The sequence below is a fragment of the Hubeiibacter jixunmingi genome, from assembly GCF_041928215.1.
In the GTDB taxonomy this organism is placed as follows: Bacteria; Pseudomonadota; Gammaproteobacteria; order Pseudomonadales; family Moraxellaceae; genus Acinetobacter.
On the sequence record NZ_JBHFHK010000008.1, the window covers coordinates 24,850 to 40,945 of the forward strand.

Annotated in this window: 17 protein-coding genes, 1 tRNA gene and 1 pseudogene; 6 read left to right on the forward strand and 13 right to left on the reverse strand. The window is 38.8% G+C overall.

The features are described from left to right. Positions 1 to 41 precede the first annotated feature (41 nt). A complete protein-coding gene (locus tag ACEYX7_RS02240) occupies positions 42 to 1,061 on the forward strand; it encodes a threonine aldolase family protein (RefSeq protein WP_374802559.1) in 1,020 nt (339 codons plus the stop codon). 76 nt (positions 1,062 to 1,137) lie between these two features. Here ACEYX7_RS02240 and ACEYX7_RS02245 read toward each other — a convergent pair whose 3' ends face one another. From ACEYX7_RS02245 to ACEYX7_RS02275, 7 genes and pseudogenes are all read right to left on the reverse strand, one after another. Further along, positions 1,138 to 1,284, reverse strand: coding sequence for a hypothetical protein (locus tag ACEYX7_RS02245; protein WP_374802557.1), 147 nt, complete (start codon positions 1,282 to 1,284; stop codon positions 1,138 to 1,140). Positions 1,285 to 1,332: 48 nt separating this feature from the next. Then, a pseudogene (locus ACEYX7_RS02250) lies at positions 1,333 to 1,425 on the reverse strand (sel1 repeat family protein); the annotation flags it as partial. A 4-nt stretch (positions 1,426 to 1,429) separates the two neighbouring features. Beyond that, positions 1,430 to 1,705 (reverse strand): tetratricopeptide repeat protein, encoded by a 276-nt coding sequence (locus tag ACEYX7_RS02255; protein WP_374802555.1) that lies wholly within the window; start codon positions 1,703 to 1,705, stop codon positions 1,430 to 1,432. Beyond that, the gene (locus ACEYX7_RS02260) at positions 1,705 to 1,956 is read right to left on the reverse strand and encodes a hypothetical protein (RefSeq protein ID WP_374802553.1); all 252 of its coding nucleotides are present in this window, start codon (positions 1,954 to 1,956) and stop codon (positions 1,705 to 1,707) included. Before ACEYX7_RS02260 ends, ACEYX7_RS02255 begins: the two co-directional genes overlap by 1 nt. 131 nt (positions 1,957 to 2,087) lie before the next feature. Further along, positions 2,088 to 2,564, reverse strand: a complete 477-nt coding sequence (locus ACEYX7_RS02265; protein ID WP_374802551.1) for a hypothetical protein — start codon at positions 2,562 to 2,564, stop codon at positions 2,088 to 2,090. A 54-nt stretch (positions 2,565 to 2,618) separates the two neighbouring features. Next, entirely contained in the window at positions 2,619 to 6,200 is a 3,582-nt protein-coding gene (dnaE, locus tag ACEYX7_RS02270) for a DNA polymerase III subunit alpha (protein WP_374900166.1), read from the reverse strand. A 214-nt stretch (positions 6,201 to 6,414) separates the two neighbouring features. Next, complete coding sequence (locus ACEYX7_RS02275; protein ID WP_374802547.1) at positions 6,415 to 6,648, reverse strand: hypothetical protein; 234 nt, start codon at positions 6,646 to 6,648, stop codon at positions 6,415 to 6,417. 656 nt (positions 6,649 to 7,304) lie between these two features. On the opposite strand from ACEYX7_RS02275, the gene ACEYX7_RS02280 reads away from it, so the two are divergent. Then, a complete protein-coding gene (locus ACEYX7_RS02280) occupies positions 7,305 to 8,054 on the forward strand; it encodes an electron transfer flavoprotein subunit beta/FixA family protein (RefSeq protein WP_374806670.1) in 750 nt (249 codons plus the stop codon). A 10-nt stretch (positions 8,055 to 8,064) separates the two neighbouring features. After that, a complete protein-coding gene (locus ACEYX7_RS02285) occupies positions 8,065 to 9,000 on the forward strand; it encodes an electron transfer flavoprotein subunit alpha/FixB family protein (RefSeq protein WP_374900167.1) in 936 nt (311 codons plus the stop codon). Between the two features lie 56 nt (positions 9,001 to 9,056). Here the strand turns inward: ACEYX7_RS02285 and ACEYX7_RS02290 are convergent, their stop codons facing one another. Genes ACEYX7_RS02290 through ACEYX7_RS02300 form a run of 3 tightly spaced genes read right to left on the reverse strand, consistent with a single transcriptional unit; the run spans position 9,057 to position 11,701 of the window. After that, positions 9,057 to 9,968 (reverse strand): DMT family transporter, encoded by a 912-nt coding sequence (locus ACEYX7_RS02290; RefSeq protein WP_374900168.1) that lies wholly within the window; start codon positions 9,966 to 9,968, stop codon positions 9,057 to 9,059. Positions 9,969 to 9,987: 19 nt separating this feature from the next. Beyond that, entirely contained in the window at positions 9,988 to 10,860 is an 873-nt protein-coding gene (locus ACEYX7_RS02295; RefSeq protein ID WP_374802539.1) for a mechanosensitive ion channel family protein, read from the reverse strand. Between the two features lie 25 nt (positions 10,861 to 10,885). Next, on the reverse strand, positions 10,886 to 11,701 hold the full coding sequence (locus ACEYX7_RS02300) for a hypothetical protein (protein WP_374802537.1): 816 nt from the start codon (positions 11,699 to 11,701) through the stop codon (positions 10,886 to 10,888). A 515-nt stretch (positions 11,702 to 12,216) separates the two neighbouring features. Here ACEYX7_RS02300 and ACEYX7_RS02305 point away from each other — a divergent pair. The 3 genes from ACEYX7_RS02305 (at position 12,217) to ACEYX7_RS02315 (ending at position 14,481) form a co-directional block, all read left to right on the forward strand. Next, positions 12,217 to 12,399, forward strand: coding sequence for a hypothetical protein (locus ACEYX7_RS02305; protein ID WP_374802535.1), 183 nt, complete (start codon positions 12,217 to 12,219; stop codon positions 12,397 to 12,399). Continuing rightward, positions 12,380 to 13,789, forward strand: coding sequence for a type I glutamate--ammonia ligase (glnA, locus tag ACEYX7_RS02310; protein WP_374900169.1), 1,410 nt, complete (start codon positions 12,380 to 12,382; stop codon positions 13,787 to 13,789). Before ACEYX7_RS02305 ends, glnA begins: the two co-directional genes overlap by 20 nt. 263 nt (positions 13,790 to 14,052) lie before the next feature. Continuing rightward, positions 14,053 to 14,481 carry an organic hydroperoxide resistance protein gene (locus ACEYX7_RS02315; RefSeq protein ID WP_374802531.1) on the forward strand — a complete coding sequence of 143 codons (429 nt, stop codon included), beginning with the start codon at positions 14,053 to 14,055 and terminating at the stop codon, positions 14,479 to 14,481. A gap of 91 nt (positions 14,482 to 14,572) precedes the next feature. Here the strand turns inward: ACEYX7_RS02315 and ACEYX7_RS02320 are convergent, their stop codons facing one another. The 3 genes from ACEYX7_RS02320 to ACEYX7_RS02330 form a co-directional block, all read right to left on the reverse strand. Then, the gene (locus ACEYX7_RS02320; RefSeq protein WP_374900170.1) at positions 14,573 to 15,607 is read right to left on the reverse strand and encodes a CobW family GTP-binding protein; all 1,035 of its coding nucleotides are present in this window, start codon (positions 15,605 to 15,607) and stop codon (positions 14,573 to 14,575) included. A gap of 38 nt (positions 15,608 to 15,645) precedes the next feature. After that, positions 15,646 to 15,897 carry a hypothetical protein gene (locus ACEYX7_RS02325; protein WP_374802527.1) on the reverse strand — a complete coding sequence of 84 codons (252 nt, stop codon included), beginning with the start codon at positions 15,895 to 15,897 and terminating at the stop codon, positions 15,646 to 15,648. A 46-nt stretch (positions 15,898 to 15,943) separates the two neighbouring features. Beyond that, positions 15,944 to 16,019, reverse strand: a tRNA-Arg gene (locus ACEYX7_RS02330). Between the last annotated feature and the right edge of the window lie 77 nt (positions 16,020 to 16,096).

The following is a 16,096-nucleotide window of genomic DNA, read 5'->3' on the forward strand; positions in this document are numbered from 1 at the left end:
CGTGATTTTAATCGTTATGCTTTTGTTTTGGTGGATTTTAAATGTATAGTTTTTTAAATGATTATAGTGAGGGTGCATGTCCAGAGATTTTGCAGGCATTGCTAGAAACGAATCTCGAGCAACATTCGGGCTATGGTTTAGATCGTTTTAGTTTAGATGTACAAGACATTATGGCAAGCAAAACTGCCAATCCAAATAGCAAAACTTTTTTAATCACAGGTGGGACACAAGCCAATTTAGTCTGTTTAGATGCATTGTTACGTCCGATTGAAGCGGTAATGTGTGCTGATACGGGGCATATTTTTGTCAATGAAGCAGGTGCGATAGAAGCAACAGGACATAAAGTCGTAACGATGCCGAGCATAAATGGCAAAATTTCGGTAGAGCATTTGCAACAAACATGGGAAAAGCACCAGCACTTTCCACATTTGGTCAAGATAAAAGCAGTTTATATTACCAACAGCACAGAAGTGGGCACGATTTACACGCTGTCTGAGTTGCAGGCGATTAGTGATTTTTGTAAGCAGCACAATTTATATTTGATGCTAGATGGTGCGAGATTAGGCAGTGCTATGGCAAATCTGGATAATGACATTAGTTATGCTGATTTAGGACGTTTGGTCGATATTTTTTGGCTAGGCGGTACCAAAATGGGTGCGTTGTTTGGTGAAGCAATCGTGATTAATCGTGCGGAAATCGCTGAAGATTTTGCGGTGTATCTCAAACAGCATGGTGCATTATTAGCAAAAGGTCGTGTATTAGGCTTGCAATTTTTGGCATTATTAAAAAATGATCGTTATATTGATTATTGCAAACACGCAAATGCAATGGCAAAAAAATTGGCAGATGGTTTGGTTCAAAAAGGCTATCGTTTGGCATACCCTTTAGCAACTAACCAAGTATTTGCACAATTGCCGATTGCGGTTGCTGAGCAATTACGCCAAGATTTTACCTTTTATGATTGGCAAAAGTTGGATGATGAGCAAGTGGTGGTGCGGTTGGTCACGTCTTGGGCGACGGATGAACAGCAAGTGGATAAGTTTTTAAATCGTTTGGCTTAATGCTTAATTTTTTGAAATAAAATCATTGTTAAAAACATAAAAGGCAATGTTTGAATTGCCTTTTATTTTGGATAATTTATTGCAACTTTTGATAAGCATCACAAGCAACTTGAAAACCACCATCACAAGCTTTTTTATACCAGTATTTGGCTTGTGATAAATCGACTTTTACCCCATGACCATTAGCATATAATCGTCCTAAATTATATTGTGGAATAGGCATGTTTTGATTAGCTACTTTTTCAAAAAATGCTTTGGCTTTTTTATAATCTTGCTTTACTTCTAGACCTTGAACATATAATAATCCTAGATTGCCTTGTGCTTTGGCATCGCCTTGGTTAGCTGCTTTTTCATACCATTGTATTGCTCTAAAATAGTCTTGTTTTACCCCTACCTAGACCTTTAGCATATATTAAGCCTATATTAAATTGTGCTTCTGCATGACCTTGATTAGCTGCTTTTTCATACCAAATTTTGGCTTGTGGGTAGTTTTGCTGTTGATAATAATTTGAACCTAACTCAAATTGGGCTTGAGCATCGCCTTGCTCTGCCTTTTTGGTCAAATCGGCAATATCATTTGCCCATAGTGAACATGAAAATAAAATACTTGCGGTAAAAATAGAAAGTTTCTTAAATAAATACATCAATCAAACTCCACCCAACGATTTTTGCTTGGAATGTTAGGCATATCTAATTCTTCATCAAAATCAATATCTGATACATCTACACCATCATACGCCATCAAGACATCCAGTGCAGACACAAACTTTGGCTTTTCTTGCTTTTCGATAGGCACAAAAGTCACTTCAAAAGCTTGATTTTGCAATTCTTTTGGTACGCTAATTTGATTGACAGGTTGATGATAGATTTCTTTATATACGGTAATTTGTTGCATTATTCTCACTCCCAAAAATAAAGCGTATTTCACTATAACACGCTTTATTTTCTCTGTACAATATAGGTTGATTATTCATCAAAAAACTTAAATGTCTATGCCAGTAGCTTCAAGTTTCATTGATAAAAACCTTATACATCCAATAACGCATCAATTAAAATCTCAAAATGAATTTGAATATCTTCTGCCAACAGCTCAAAATTATTGTCCAGTTGCACCATTTCAAAACCGTGCTTCCAAAAATGAAATGCACCGTCCAGTGCTTCTGTCACCATACCATCTTCATGAATAATCGCTTGACGAATTAATGACAAGATTTCCGCCGTTTCATAGCCGTCTAAGCTGACATAATCAATGCCATGTTGCTTTAGGATTTTGATACGGTCTTTTTTAAATTTCAGCTTTTTGGCTTGTCCTGCGTGTAGATTAAATCGCAAAGTTAATGCTTCAATCACCGCATCATCAAAACGATTTGCCAAATTCACCAAGGCCTGTTGATAGCTTTCTTGGCGTTGGCTTTTATTGCTACGTTGCAATTGTTGGCGAATGTTTTCGCTTAAGTTTTGTTGCTTAAGTTGATGCAACTGTTCACGCATATGTACTGACATACTTTTTCACCTTTTAAAAAATTATTTCAATTTCTGTTGATAACTTATCATCAATCACGAAAAATCTTGTTGCATATAAGCAGGCTCTTGCAGTGGTATCTCACCGCTTGGCATATACTCGGCTTCATCATATTGTGGCGTATATTCCGCTTGCAAACGATAATCCGCTTCAATGATTTTGACCCGATGATTTTTGACTTTGTATTTCATATTGACATGTTGTTTGCCAAAGACATCACGCAACTTAATCATTAATGCATCACACAGTTGCACTCGCCAAGTTGTAGATGACAACTGACAATCCGCAAAAGCAAAAGACAAATTCAGTTTTAAATCAATACTGCTTTGCTCAGGTTGGACTGAAAATTCTTGCAAAACCGACTGCAATTCATGAGCAAAATCAGCATCTAATTCATCAATATCAAAATCTAAACACACCATTTCCGCACGTTTTTCACGGATTTCATCTAAGCCAAAAGCCTTGGTTAGGCGAGCAGAAGGGCGGTCAAAGCCTTCACGTTCATAGATTTCGCCTTCAATGATGACCAGTTTATCCAACAACAATACATCTTTATAACGCTCAAAACGTTCACGATTGGTAGAAATCTCCAAACGTGCTGAACCGTCATCAAGAGTCACCATGGTACGGTTCGGAAAGTGAGCGATATCAATAATAAATCCTGCAAAAATCTGTTGTATACCACGGCGTGTTGCAACCAATTTGGCTAATTTTTTTGGCACAAAATGTTTTAACTCAGGCAAATACACATCAATCGGGTGTCCTGTCAGATATAAGCCGAGAGTTTCTTTTTCACCTTGTAGGCGAACTTCATCACTCCATGCTTTGATTGGTTTTGCAGGTCGGCGTTGTACTTCTTCCACTTCACCAAACAAATCCATCATGCCTGATTCACGATTTTGTCTGGCTTGTTCGGCAGCTTGTACCGCTTCGGGCAATTGCTCCATCAAGGTCGAACGTTCTTCGTTTAAGCAATCCATCGCCCCTGCACGCACCAAGGCTTCAAGAGTACGTTTATTGATTTTTTTCAAATCAATACGGTGACAAAAATCGAATAGATCTTGATATTCACCATCACGTTGGCGAGATTCAATCACCGATTGCATGGCTTGTTCGCCCACACCTTTGATTGCCCCTAAGCCATACACAATCGTGCTTTCATCACTGGCTTTAAAACGATAATCCGAACTATTAATCGATGGCGGTTGCACGGTTAAACCATTCAAACGACAGTCATCAATCAAAAATACAATGGTATCCGTATCTTGCATTTCCGATGACAACACTGCCGCCATAAATTCGGCTGGATAATGGGCTTTGAGCCATGCCGTGTGGTAGGCGACTAGGGCATAAGCAGCAGCGTGCGATTTGTTAAAACCATAACCTGCAAATTTTTCCATATAGTCAAAAATATGGTTTGCAGTTTGTTCATCAATGTCTTTTTCGGCTGCCCCTGCCAAGAAAATTTGACGCTGTTTGATCATCTCTTCGGGTTTTTTCTTACCCATGGCACGACGTAACAAATCCGCACCACCCAAGCTATAGCCTGCACAGAGCTGAGCAGTTTGCATCACCTGTTCTTGATAAACCATGATGCCGTAAGTTGGGGCGAGCATATCGGCAAGCAATGGATGCAAATATTCAAAACTACCACCATGCATACGCTGAATAAAGTCAGGAATCAAGTCCATTGGACCAGGGCGATACAAAGATACAAAAGCAATAATTTCTTCAAACTTACTCGGACGAGCGTCTTTTAACATCCGTTTCATACCGACGGATTCAAACTGGAATACCGCTGTGGTATTGGCTTCAGCAAAGACTTGGTAGGCAGCGACATCATCCAAAGGCACATAAGAAATGTCGATTTTTTCGCTATCGGGCAAGCGTTTATTGATATGGGTAAGTGCTTCTTCAATCACTGTTAAGTTACGCAAACCCAAAAAGTCGAATTTGACCAAACCGACTGCTTCAACATCATCTTTATCAAATTGGCTGACACGGTTTGTGCCATCGGCTTCACAAGTCACCGCAGAGAAATCGGTAATTTTACCTGGGGAAATCAGTACGCCCCCTGCGTGCTTACCTGTATTTCGAGTAATGCCTTCCAGTTTGACCGCCATTTCCCAAATTTCTGACGCATCATCATAATCAGGATTATTGGGATTACGAATCATGTCCACCAATTGTGGCTCTAGCTCTAAGGCATCTGCCAAACCAACACCCAACGGCTTGGTCGGAATTAGCTTGGATAAACGGTCTGCCAGACCATAAGATTTACCCAATACACGTGCCACATCACGCAGTACGCCTTTTGCTGCCATCGTACCGAATGTGGCAATCTGTGCCACCGCTTCACGACCATAACGCTGTGCCACATAGTCGATGACACGGTCACGCCCTGCAATACAGAAGTCAATATCAAAGTCGGGCATCGATACACGTTCTGGATTTAAGAAACGTTCGAATAGCAAATCATAACGTAATGGATCTAAGTCAGTGATTTTTAGGCTATAAGCCACCAATGAACCTGCACCCGAACCACGCCCCGGCCCGACAGGCACGCCATTTTGCTTCGCCCAACCGATAAAGTCCATTACGATCAGGAAGTAACCAGGGAAGCCCATTTTTAAAATCACGTCGATTTCAAATTGCAAACGTTCATCGTAGACTTTACGCTGCTCAGTCCAAGTGTCATCACGCTGTTCAACAGGGTACAGATGGCTTAAACGTTCTTCCAAACCTTGTTTTGAAACATAATCAAAATAAGTGGCAATGGTAAAGCCGTCTGGAATCGGATAATCAGGCAAATAGTTTTTACCCAAGCTCAGATTTACCGTACAACGCTGTGCAATATAAAAGCTATTATTCAATGCATCGGGAATATCGGCAAATAGTTCTGCCATTTGTTCGGCAGTTTTAAAATATTGTTGTGGGCTATAGGTTTTTGGACGGCGGTCATCACCCAATACATAACCTTCGGCAATACATACTCGGGCTTCGTGGGCTTCAAAGTCTTGTTCTTGTAAAAAACGAATATCATTATGTGCCACCAAGGCGATATCATATTTGGCAGCCAAACGTATCGCAGCTTGATTAAATTGTTCTTCTTGTTCTCGTTCGGTACGTGTCAATGCCAAATAAACACGGTCACCAAAATGCTCAAGCCATTCTTCAATCAGTGGTTCAGCTTTTTGTGGATTGCTCGAGCAAAGTGCATCACCCACATCACTATGACGTCCCAACAGGACAATCAAGCCTTGTTGTTTATCCAAAATCCAAGATTTATCAACAACCGGCACATCCAGTTTTAAACCATCGGTAAAACCCAACGACACCACTTCCATCAAATGATGCCAACCTGTGTCATTCATCGCCAACAACTGTACACGGTGATGTTCATCGCCCAAACGTAAGTCACTACCAAAAATTGGCTTAATCCCTTTGCTCATACAGGCATAGAAAAACTTTACTGCACCATGTAAATTGGACAAATCAGTCAAGGCGAGGGCAGGCATATCTTGTTTGGCAGCCATATCCACCAAGTTATCCAAACGCACGATTGAATCAGTAATCGAATATTCAGAATGAAGACCAAGATGAACAAATGGTTGCATAACACATGTCCTAAAGCAGGATAAAACGTCACTTTTTTCGAGAAAGATGCGTCAATCTCAAACAATATACAACGTTAAAATAGAAATAATATCGTGGACAAGAAGTATAGCAGTTTTATGAATTGTTACCAAACGAACTGGGTTAAATTTATGACCGTCAGAAACAAAAAAAAGCGTATATGCAATGATATACGCTTTATTTATTTCTTGGCACTTACGACATATTGATGCTGATTTGTGCTGCAATGTCTTTGTTAGAATAACCACGAGAACGCAGTAACTTTTTGAGTGCTTGTGATACATCACTATCATTGGTATCACGCAAGACTCTAAATAGTTCTGCACAAGGTTTACACGAATAGTCATTTTCAATACAACATACATGATTGCGATGGCTATTATTGATTTGATCTGCAGTGCTGTTTAACAAACGGCTGAAAATACTCATATAAAAAGATTAGTGACCTAACATAGACGCCACTATACCTAAAAAAATGAAAAAAACAATATGCATTTATTTGTGTAATAAATTTACAACATGTTGATTTATTTGTATTTTTTTTAAAATTGTATTTGTTTGATATATTGATTGTTTTTAAGTTTTTTTTTCTTTAATCGATTTATTCAATCATTTATAGTCAAAAACTTAAGATTTATTTTGAGATTTGTATCACATTTTTTGGCAAATCTTTGCTTATTATAAAAATACTTAAAAAAATTAAATATAATTTTTTATAGATCATAAGTAATTGATATTTTTTAGATTTTACAAAAATTCACACTTATGAAATTTTCATCCATAAAAAAATCAAAATGTAAAGTCCAACGTAGTCAAGGATAGTTTTTTACAAATTGCTAAGAAAGGTCAAAAATAGCGTGTTGATTTTATTTTTAAGCAAAATGAATTGCTAAAAAATGGTTAGACAATTGAGATAAACAAGTGTTGTGATTCGGCATAATTTATGCAGTCGTTACGAGTTTTTACATGAAGTGAGTGAAATTCACTTGACCGTACTGCCAAAGACAATGCAAGATAGAGCAATTCTTTTTTATCCCCGAGTCATTTACACTTTTTGGACTCACTTAACATTGTAGAGGAAGAATATGAAAGCACTAGTCGCTGTAAAGCGTGTGGTTGATGCGAACGTCAAAGTACGTGTCAAAGCAGATAATACAGGCGTTGACCTAACGAACGTAAAAATGTCGATTAACCCATTCTGTGAAATCGCAGTTGAAGAAGCTGTACGCTTAAAAGAGAAAGGCGTTGTTTCTGAGATTGTTGTTGTCTCAATTGGTCCTAAAGAAGCACAAGAACAAATTCGTTCATCTATGGCGTTGGGTGCTGACCGTGGTATCTTGGTTGAAACCAATGATGAAATCGGTGCCTTAGAAGTTGCTAAAATCCTAAAAGGTGTGGTGGATCAAGAACAACCACAATTGATTTTACTCGGTAAACAAGCGATTGATGACGATTCAAACCAAGTTGGTCAAATGCTCGGTGCATTGATGGGTGCTGGTCAAGGTACTTTTGCATCAGAAGTCAAAGTTGATGGCGATAAAGTACAAGTGACACGTGAAATCGATGGTGGTTTACAAACTGTTGAATTAAACTTGCCTGCGATCATCACTACAGATTTACGTTTGAATGAGCCACGTTATGCGGCATTGCCAAATATCATGAAGGCACGTAAAAAGCCATTAGACACCAAAGCACCTGCCGATTATGGCGTTGCAACAGGTACCAAGCTCAAAACTGTAAAAGTTGAAGCACCTGCTGAGCGTAAAGCTGGTGTACAGGTGAAATCAGTTGATGAACTGGTTGAAAAGTTAAAGAACGAAGCTAAAGTCATTTAAGGAAGTAGTTATGAGTATTTTAATTGTTGCAGAACACGACAACCAAACTTTAAATGCAGCGACTTTAAATGCTGTGACTGCTGCACAACAAATCGGTGGTGACATCACTGTATTGGTTGCAGGAAGCAATGCACATGCAGTTGCTGAGCAAGCGAAAAGTGTTGCAGGTGTGAGCAAAGTTTTACTTGCTGACAACGCAGCCTATGCAAACCAATTGGCTGAAAATGTAGCAGCTTTGGTTGCTGATGTAGCAAAATCTGGTTATAAGCACGTTTTGGCTGCATCAACTACTACAGGTAAAAATATTCTGCCACGCGTTGCAGCGTTATTAGATGTCAGCATGGTATCTGATGTGATTGCAGTGGTAAATGCCAATACATTCAAACGTCCAATCTATGCAGGCAATGCGATTGCGACTGTAGAATCTAGCGAAGCAGTTATCGTTGCCACTGTACGTGGTACAGCGTTTGACGCTGCTGCAACTCAAGGTGGTTCAGCTTCGGTTGAAAATGTCGCTGAAGCGAAAGATGCAGGTATTTCTAAGTTTGTCAGCGAAGAAATCGTCAAATCCGAGCGTCCAGAATTAACAGTTGCACGTATCGTGGTATCTGGTGGTCGTGGTGTAGGTTCTGGTGAGAACTATTACAACGTCCTCAATCCATTGGCTGATAAGCTTGGTGCGGCGTTGGGTGCATCTCGTGCGGCGGTGGATGCTGGTTTTGTACCAAACGATATGCAAGTGGGTCAAACAGGTAAAATTGTTGCACCTGATTTGTATCTTGCGGTGGGTATTTCTGGTGCGATTCAACACTTGGCAGGGATGAAAGATTCTAAAGTCATCGTTGCGATTAACAAAGATGAAGAAGCACCAATCAATGCGGTTGCAGACTACTGGTTAGTTGGTGATTTGAATGCGGTTGTACCAGAGCTTGTGTCTAAGCTATAAGCGTCAACATACATTTTAAAAGTTTAATTTTAAATGTAATTAGTCCCTCAAAATCATCATGGTTTTGGGGGATTTTTATTTAGGCTGACCATTAATACGCCGATGATATTTAGAATACAACCAAGCCATTGAATCATATTCAACTGTTCACCCAAAAATAAAACAGCTAAAATAATAGTAAAAATAGGGCCACCTGAGCTAATCATGGCCGTTTTTGCCGCCCCCAAGCGTTCAATACCAATCATCATGAGTACAGTTGGCAATAACGTTGCAAATAATCCTAAAGCAAAACCATAATAATAGACAGTATGTGGTAGATTGAATAAATGATGCAGACCCGTCGGAACGACCAAACTATAGTGGGTAATAAAGCCAGCTGTTGCCGCAAGTGTAGCCAACGTTGTAAATCGCATTGCCCCAAATTTAGGCAGTACTTTTTGACTCATCAGCATATAGCTTGCATAAGTCATGGCACTGGCAAATACTAACCCGACACCAAGCCATAAATGTTGGCTATGTTTTACAGGTTCATAAAGCATCACTAAAATTGTCCCAAGATAACTTAACGCTATCGCCAAGCCCACTTTCAATGAGATACCTTGCTTATAAAGCATTGCAGATACAATTACTGTAATGGTTGGGTACAAAAAGAAAATGATTCGTTCTAAAGATGCACTGATATAGAGCAGCCCCATGAAATCTAGCAAACTTGATGCATAAAAACCCATAAAGCCTGCCGCTAACAGCCAAAGATAATCTTTTTTATATAAAGGAATAGTATTTTTTTTGAAGACAAACAAAATCAAGATATAAAAAGGTAAAGCACTAAGTAAGCGTAACGCTAACAAATCCATAGCAGTAACTTGATCAGATACTTCATAAGCATATTTGACAAATATCGCTTTGGTTGAAAAAGAAAATGCCGAGATAAGTACAAAGATTACTCCCCAGCTTTGTCGATCTAGCATTTTATTTGTCCTAAACGTATTATGATTCAGCGAATTGGTCTAAATTTTTATCATTTGAAAGGACTTTGATTTTTGGTGTAGGCATATCAATATGATGTTTGATAAAGCTATTATGCACATATTCCTGCATCTCATCCTGTGCTTTGATATAGTGTTTTTGCAATGTCCATACTGTAAATAACAACTCAATTGTTGATTCTCTAAAAGCAGTCACTGCGACATTTGGACGTGGTTCATCCAGCACTAATGAATAACTATCCGCAGTTTCGATCAATACTTTACGGACTTTTTCGATATTTTCATCATGGTTGATAAATAGCTGAATTGAAATGCGTCTGACAGGAAAACGTGTCAAGTTAAATACTGGAGCTTTGATCAGTTGCTCATTTGGTACACGAATATAGATGTTATCCAAAGTAATTAACTTGACTGATAATAAATCAATAGAGACCACTTCGCCTTCAATCACATGACCACGAATCAACGTAAGACGAATAGTATCACCCACTGCAAATGAGCCTTCGCCAATCAAGAATAGACCACTGATTAAGTTTGATGCAGATGTCTGCGAGGCAAAACCTAAGGCAACTGTCAATATCCCTGCTGCACCCAAAAATACACTGAGTTTAAAACCTGCTTCTCGTAAGCTTGCAACCAAAAATAAAATAAAAATAAAGTAGAAAATACCACGTCGCCAAATCAAGCGTTGATGCTGATTAAGTCTAGCACCAATGGTTGCAGAGAATGTATTGCTGACCACTCTGGCAATAAAAAAGCCCGCTACAGCAAATAAAATTGCAAAGATAATATCTTGAAATCGGTCTGCACTGATACTTTGAATAACATTAGAGAAAATTTCATTCAGTTGTTTTTTTACATCTAAATCAGCCATAGCAGTATCTCAACCTGATCAAAAATTATAATAAAGAATCAAACATATTATAAATAAAGCCTGCTGAATCATTGCGTGCAGGCTGTACAAAGCTGACTTCACCAGCCATCGGTGGAGTACGACTTTCTATACGAATACGAGGTGGCTTATCAATTGCACCTTGATATACTTTGATTTCGGATGTCCAAAGGCGTTGAGTACTTTCACTATAAAATAAAGGCAAAGACGGTACAGGCACGTTGATACGCTCCAATCGCATCTGCTGGTTACTGCCATTATAAAAATGAATCGCAGTCACCGCACGAAATGCACGGGGTGGCAATAAGTCTAAATCTACACTACCATTGACTAACGTGGCATAACATAGTTGTCCCATGGTTGGATTGCCAAACCATGTGTCCTTAGGTCGAATAATAGGAATATCAAACAAAGCATCACGTTGCTGTTCAACCAATCCGCAGATCCACAGCGGTGTACTGATAAATAGAGTAGCCTGTTGTGATTCGGGAATATAAATGGGTTGTACAGGCTTAATCACGACCGAACGATCTGCAAGACGAGGCATGAGCATCAGATTTTCTTGTGTCGTCTTAAACATATAACGTTCAAATTGTACAGGCTCAGGAAAAGCCATATCTTGAGGTAAGTTTTGCCAGTCTTGCTGACTTTCATGTTGAAACTTCGGGCGATGATATTCAATACGCCATTCTTTAGAATTACGAATAATACGACAATATAAAGAACCAAAATGCCAAGCATAACTTTGGTTGAGCAAAAACTGTTTTTGCCCCCACCATTTTGCCAAATTGGTTTGTTCGTTAAATACGCTATGCTTGTCCATGATAATTAGGCTAATCGATAAAGTAGAAGAAAAGATAAATTGGCAGTGTTTAAGACACAAATATAAATTTGTCGTGCTTGATTATCACGCAACTATAATAAAGTATTGTGATAAGTTTGTCATATTAGTTTTGCGAATCGTATCAAGTTTTTTATCGCATCTTGATATGACGCAAAAAGTATTGACTTAAGAAATCCAAAAAGATATGTCGTTTTGCAAACATTGTGTGTTAGGTTGCTTTAGAAATGCGTTATTATGGTGCAGATAGCATTGACCTTGATATAAAAAGATGCGTCAAATATCGTGATGTATATGAAACTATGATGAAAATTGTGCACATCGTCTCTACACACTATCTCTTTGACTTGAACATATGAGGACTATATATTTTTAAAATTAATTTAAAATCAATATATTATGATAATTAACACTAAGTTGGCACACAGTTTGCATTGTTAGACATTATTATCAGGGCGCTTGTGTTACAAGCAGTAGCATGCTTGGTCTAAAGCTCAATGTATCAATCAACGCATTTTTATTTACAAGTCGTTGCAATGGTAGATTGGCTAGTAGGATTTTCTATCAAGTTGTGCTATGGTAATGACACAAGAGATGCCAAAAGTTCGGTCAGTATGGACACGGTCATCGCAGTAAAATCTAGTAGTTGGAGCAGACAGCATGTCAAACAAAATGCTTAATTTAATTCAAGAACATGGTGCAAAGTGGGTTGATTTCCGCTTTACAGATACCAAAGGTAAAGAAAAACACGTTACTTTCCCTGCGGACAGTATCGACGAAGATATCTTTGAAGATGGTAAAATGTTCGATGGTTCATCTATCGACGGTTGGAAAGGTATCGAAGCATCAGATATGATTTTGCGTCCAGACGCAGATACAGCATTCCTTGACCCATTCTTTGCTGAGCCAACTGTTGTAGTGACTTGTGACGTCATTGAGCCAACAACTGGCCAAGGCTATGAGCGTGACCCACGTTCTATCGCACGTCGTGCAGAAGAATATTTAAAATCTACAGGTATTGGTGATACTGCATTCTTCGGTCCAGAGCCTGAATTCTTCGTATTTGACGAAGTAAAATGGGATGTGGACATGTCAGGTGCACGTCATACTTTGATCGCTGAAGGTGCATCTTGGTCAACTGGTAAAGACTACGACGCAGGTAACTCTGGTCATCGTCCAGGTGTGAAAGGCAACTATTTTGCATTGCCACCGATCGACGCAACCCAAGATATGCGTGCAGAAATGTGCAACCGTATCGAAGACATTATGGGTCCTGGTCGTGTAGAAGTACATCACGGTGAAGTGGCATCTTGCCAATTAGAAATCGGTGTATCTTTCAATACCATGGTACGTAAAGCAGACGAAGTACAACAGTTTAAATATGTGGTTTGGAACGTTGCACATCAATTTGCAAAAACAGCTACCTTTATGCCAAAACCAATGGTAGGCGATAACGGTTCTGGTATGCATGTCCATATGTCTATTTCTAAAGATGGCAAAAACTTGTTCGCAGGTGATGAATATGCTGGTCTTTCAGAAATGGCGTTATTCTTCATTGGTGGTATCATCAAGCACGGTCGTGCATTGAATGCGATTACTAACCCTTCTACAAACTCGTACAAGCGTTTAGTACCACACTATGAAGCACCGATTATGTTGGCTTATTCAGCACGTAACCGTTCTGCATCGATTCGTATTCCATACGTGTCAAATCCAAAAGGTAAACGTATCGAAGCACGTTTCCCAGACCCAATGATGAACCCATACTTAGGTTTTGCGGCATTATTGATGGCGGGTCTTGACGGTATCCAAAACAAGATTCACCCAGGTGAAGCAGCAGACAAGAACTTGTATGATTTGCCACCAGAAGAAGAAGGTAGCATCCCAACTGTGGCACACAGCCTAGAAATGGCACTTGAAGCATTGCAAAATGACCAAGAGTTCTTGTTGAAAGGTGGTGTATTCACTAAAGATATGCTTGATGCTTATATCGCATTGAAAACTGAAGAAGTACGTCGTTTGAATACCACGACTCACCCAGTTGAGATGGAAATGTACTACGGTTTGTAATTGATTGATTAAAATCATTCAAACTCAAAAAGACTTGCTACGGCAGGTCTTTTTTATCATGTGATAAAGAATTTAATAAGTTTAAGTTTTTAAATATTCATGGATAATTTTTTTGCGCCAACAAATATAAGCTATAACAAGATACTCAATTGAATAAAATATTTGCTGATAATTACTATTCTTTACAGGAAAACATTTTTAAATTGCGACAAAGCGATTATAGTAGTTTGTACATTGTAATCAACAATATTTGAGGTAAGAGTATGAGTCTAGAGAAAACAGTATATACAGCCAAAGCCAAAGCTACAGGTGGTCGTGACGGTCGTGCGGTATCAGACAACGGTGTTTTAGATGTTAAACTTGGTGTACCAAAAGAGATGGGTGGTGCTGGCGGCGAAGTGACCAATCCAGAGCAATTATTTGCAGCAGGCTATTCTGCGTGCTTCTTGGGTGCGATGAAATTTGTTGCCAATCGTGACGGTTTTCATATGCCAAAAGATGCTTATGTCGAAGGTGAAGTTGGCATTGGTCCTATTCCAAATGGTTTTGGTATCGAAGTAACTTTAAATGTACACTTAGAAGGTATGCCAGAAGACGAAGCGAAAAAGTTAGTCGATGCTGCACATATCGTATGTCCATATTCTAATGCAACGCGTAATAATGTTGACGTGACGTTGAATGTAATTGCTTAATCTGAGCTATTCTAACAATGTGTACATTAAAATATAAAAATCTGCTCTAGTAGCAGATTTTTATTTGTGCGATATATAAAATACCAAACTGTTAACAAATATCCGTACGACAATCCAATAACTCTTTTTCAATATTTAGCCAATCCAAATCCTGATCGCTGATTATCTCAATACGATTATCCACACCCATACGCTGTGCAAACTCAATATATTGTTGTTTGGGTAGATTATTAATATTAATCCAACCATCATTGGTGTTTAGATGTGCTTTTACACGCTGATAATGTTGTAGATGTTGTAAGAAAAATGTCAATTTATCTAAATCAAATTGCCATACTTTCGGCAGACGCCATCCCGCTACAAAATAGCCTTGCTTAGCTTGATGATAATGGTAGGGAAGAGTTTTGATTTCATCTTGCACCATCAAAGTTGGTGTAAGATTTCTGGTAGACAATAGATTTTGGTTTAGACTTAATAAATTTTGCTTAATTGGCTGTTCTTGTGTTAATACAATGTCTAGAATACTTAAATCAATATGACCATGGTCAATAAAATGATATTGTTTATCTGGATAGCTTTGCTGTAATTCAGCCAGTGCTTGTCGATCATTATCCTGCATCTCTGATGTATGCGAGATCAGCACAATACTAGATACATCCATCTGCTGTAGATAGATATCATGTTGTTGCCATAATTTTTCATGCAAACGTTGTCCATCAATTAAGACAATCACTTGACGTAACGACAAACTCGATTGCCAATGTGGCTGTTGTAATTGTTTGAGTAATTCTGCGGCATGCCCTAAGCCTGTCGGTTCAATAAATAAACGTTGTGGTCGATATTCACTAAGCAGACGTGATATGGCAACTTGCATAGATAATTGTGAAGTACAGCATAGACATCCACCTAATACTTCTTTTATAGCAATATCTGATTGCTTATCGAGCAACACTTGGTCTATGCCGATCTCACCAAACTCATTCATCAGCACTGCCCAGATCTCTTGTTCAGGCTTTTGCTTTAGCAATGCTTTTAATAAGGTAGTTTTACCAGCCCCCAAAAAGCCAGTAATAATATGAGTAGGTACAGCTTGGATAGGGAGTTGGGTTGAATTAAATTTTATCATATTAACAATAAGCGATGGCGTGTAAGCTGTAAATACAATTATTTTTTGCCCAAATACGCCATGATAGCACCCCAAGCTGCAACGATTCCACCAAGTCCAAGCCCGAGTAACAAGCAGCCCAAAATGTCAGTAAAATTATTTTGCAAACGCATCACACCACCCGTCAGTAAAGCAGCAACAATAATGAGCAGTAAGACAATCATGATCAATGACGGCTTTGCCACTTCATCTGCGATGGGCTGTTGATTTGCTTGCTTATGATCTGAAAGAGAGGTTTTTTTCTTGGTCATTTGGTTGGGATGTCCAATAGGAATATCGGTACATTGTTATTGAGAATGGTGTGCCTAGCAGGACTCGAACCTGCGCCACAGGCTTCGGAAACCTGTACTCTATCCAGTTGAGCTATAGACACGTATAAACGGAGCTATATCATAGCAAAAATATAGCTAAAATAAAACAAACTTTTAGGTTGGTTTTACAACTGTTGCA

Excerpts from the sequence above, each read along its gene's own strand:
- ACEYX7_RS02295 (WP_374802539.1), bottom strand. The coding sequence starts at position 10,860 with ATGGCTGATTTAGATGTAAAAAAACAACTGAATGAAATTTTCTCTAAT.
- glnA (WP_374900169.1), top strand. The coding sequence starts at position 12,380 with ATGTCAAACAAAATGCTTAATTTAATTCAAGAACATGGTGCAAAGTGG.
- ACEYX7_RS02280 (WP_374806670.1), top strand. The coding sequence starts at position 7,305 with ATGAAAGCACTAGTCGCTGTAAAGCGTGTGGTTGATGCGAACGTCAAA.
- ACEYX7_RS02285 (WP_374900167.1), top strand. The coding sequence starts at position 8,065 with ATGAGTATTTTAATTGTTGCAGAACACGACAACCAAACTTTAAATGCA.
- ACEYX7_RS02305 (WP_374802535.1), top strand. The coding sequence starts at position 12,217 with ATGTATCAATCAACGCATTTTTATTTACAAGTCGTTGCAATGGTAGAT.
- ACEYX7_RS02325 (WP_374802527.1), bottom strand. The coding sequence starts at position 15,897 with ATGACCAAGAAAAAAACCTCTCTTTCAGATCATAAGCAAGCAAATCAA.
- ACEYX7_RS02265 (WP_374802551.1), bottom strand. The coding sequence starts at position 2,564 with ATGTCAGTACATATGCGTGAACAGTTGCATCAACTTAAGCAACAAAAC.
- ACEYX7_RS02315 (WP_374802531.1), top strand. The coding sequence starts at position 14,053 with ATGAGTCTAGAGAAAACAGTATATACAGCCAAAGCCAAAGCTACAGGT.
- ACEYX7_RS02255 (WP_374802555.1), bottom strand. The coding sequence starts at position 1,705 with ATGTATTTATTTAAGAAACTTTCTATTTTTACCGCAAGTATTTTATTT.
- ACEYX7_RS02320 (WP_374900170.1), bottom strand. The coding sequence starts at position 15,607 with ATGATAAAATTTAATTCAACCCAACTCCCTATCCAAGCTGTACCTACT.
- ACEYX7_RS02300 (WP_374802537.1), bottom strand. The coding sequence starts at position 11,701 with ATGGACAAGCATAGCGTATTTAACGAACAAACCAATTTGGCAAAATGG.
- ACEYX7_RS02245 (WP_374802557.1), bottom strand. The coding sequence starts at position 1,284 with ATGCCTATTCCACAATATAATTTAGGACGATTATATGCTAATGGTCAT.
- dnaE (WP_374900166.1), bottom strand. The coding sequence starts at position 6,200 with ATGCAACCATTTGTTCATCTTGGTCTTCATTCTGAATATTCGATTACT.
- ACEYX7_RS02260 (WP_374802553.1), bottom strand. The coding sequence starts at position 1,956 with ATGCAACAAATTACCGTATATAAAGAAATCTATCATCAACCTGTCAAT.
- ACEYX7_RS02275 (WP_374802547.1), bottom strand. The coding sequence starts at position 6,648 with ATGAGTATTTTCAGCCGTTTGTTAAACAGCACTGCAGATCAAATCAAT.
- ACEYX7_RS02290 (WP_374900168.1), bottom strand. The coding sequence starts at position 9,968 with ATGCTAGATCGACAAAGCTGGGGAGTAATCTTTGTACTTATCTCGGCA.
- ACEYX7_RS02240 (WP_374802559.1), top strand. The coding sequence starts at position 42 with ATGTATAGTTTTTTAAATGATTATAGTGAGGGTGCATGTCCAGAGATT.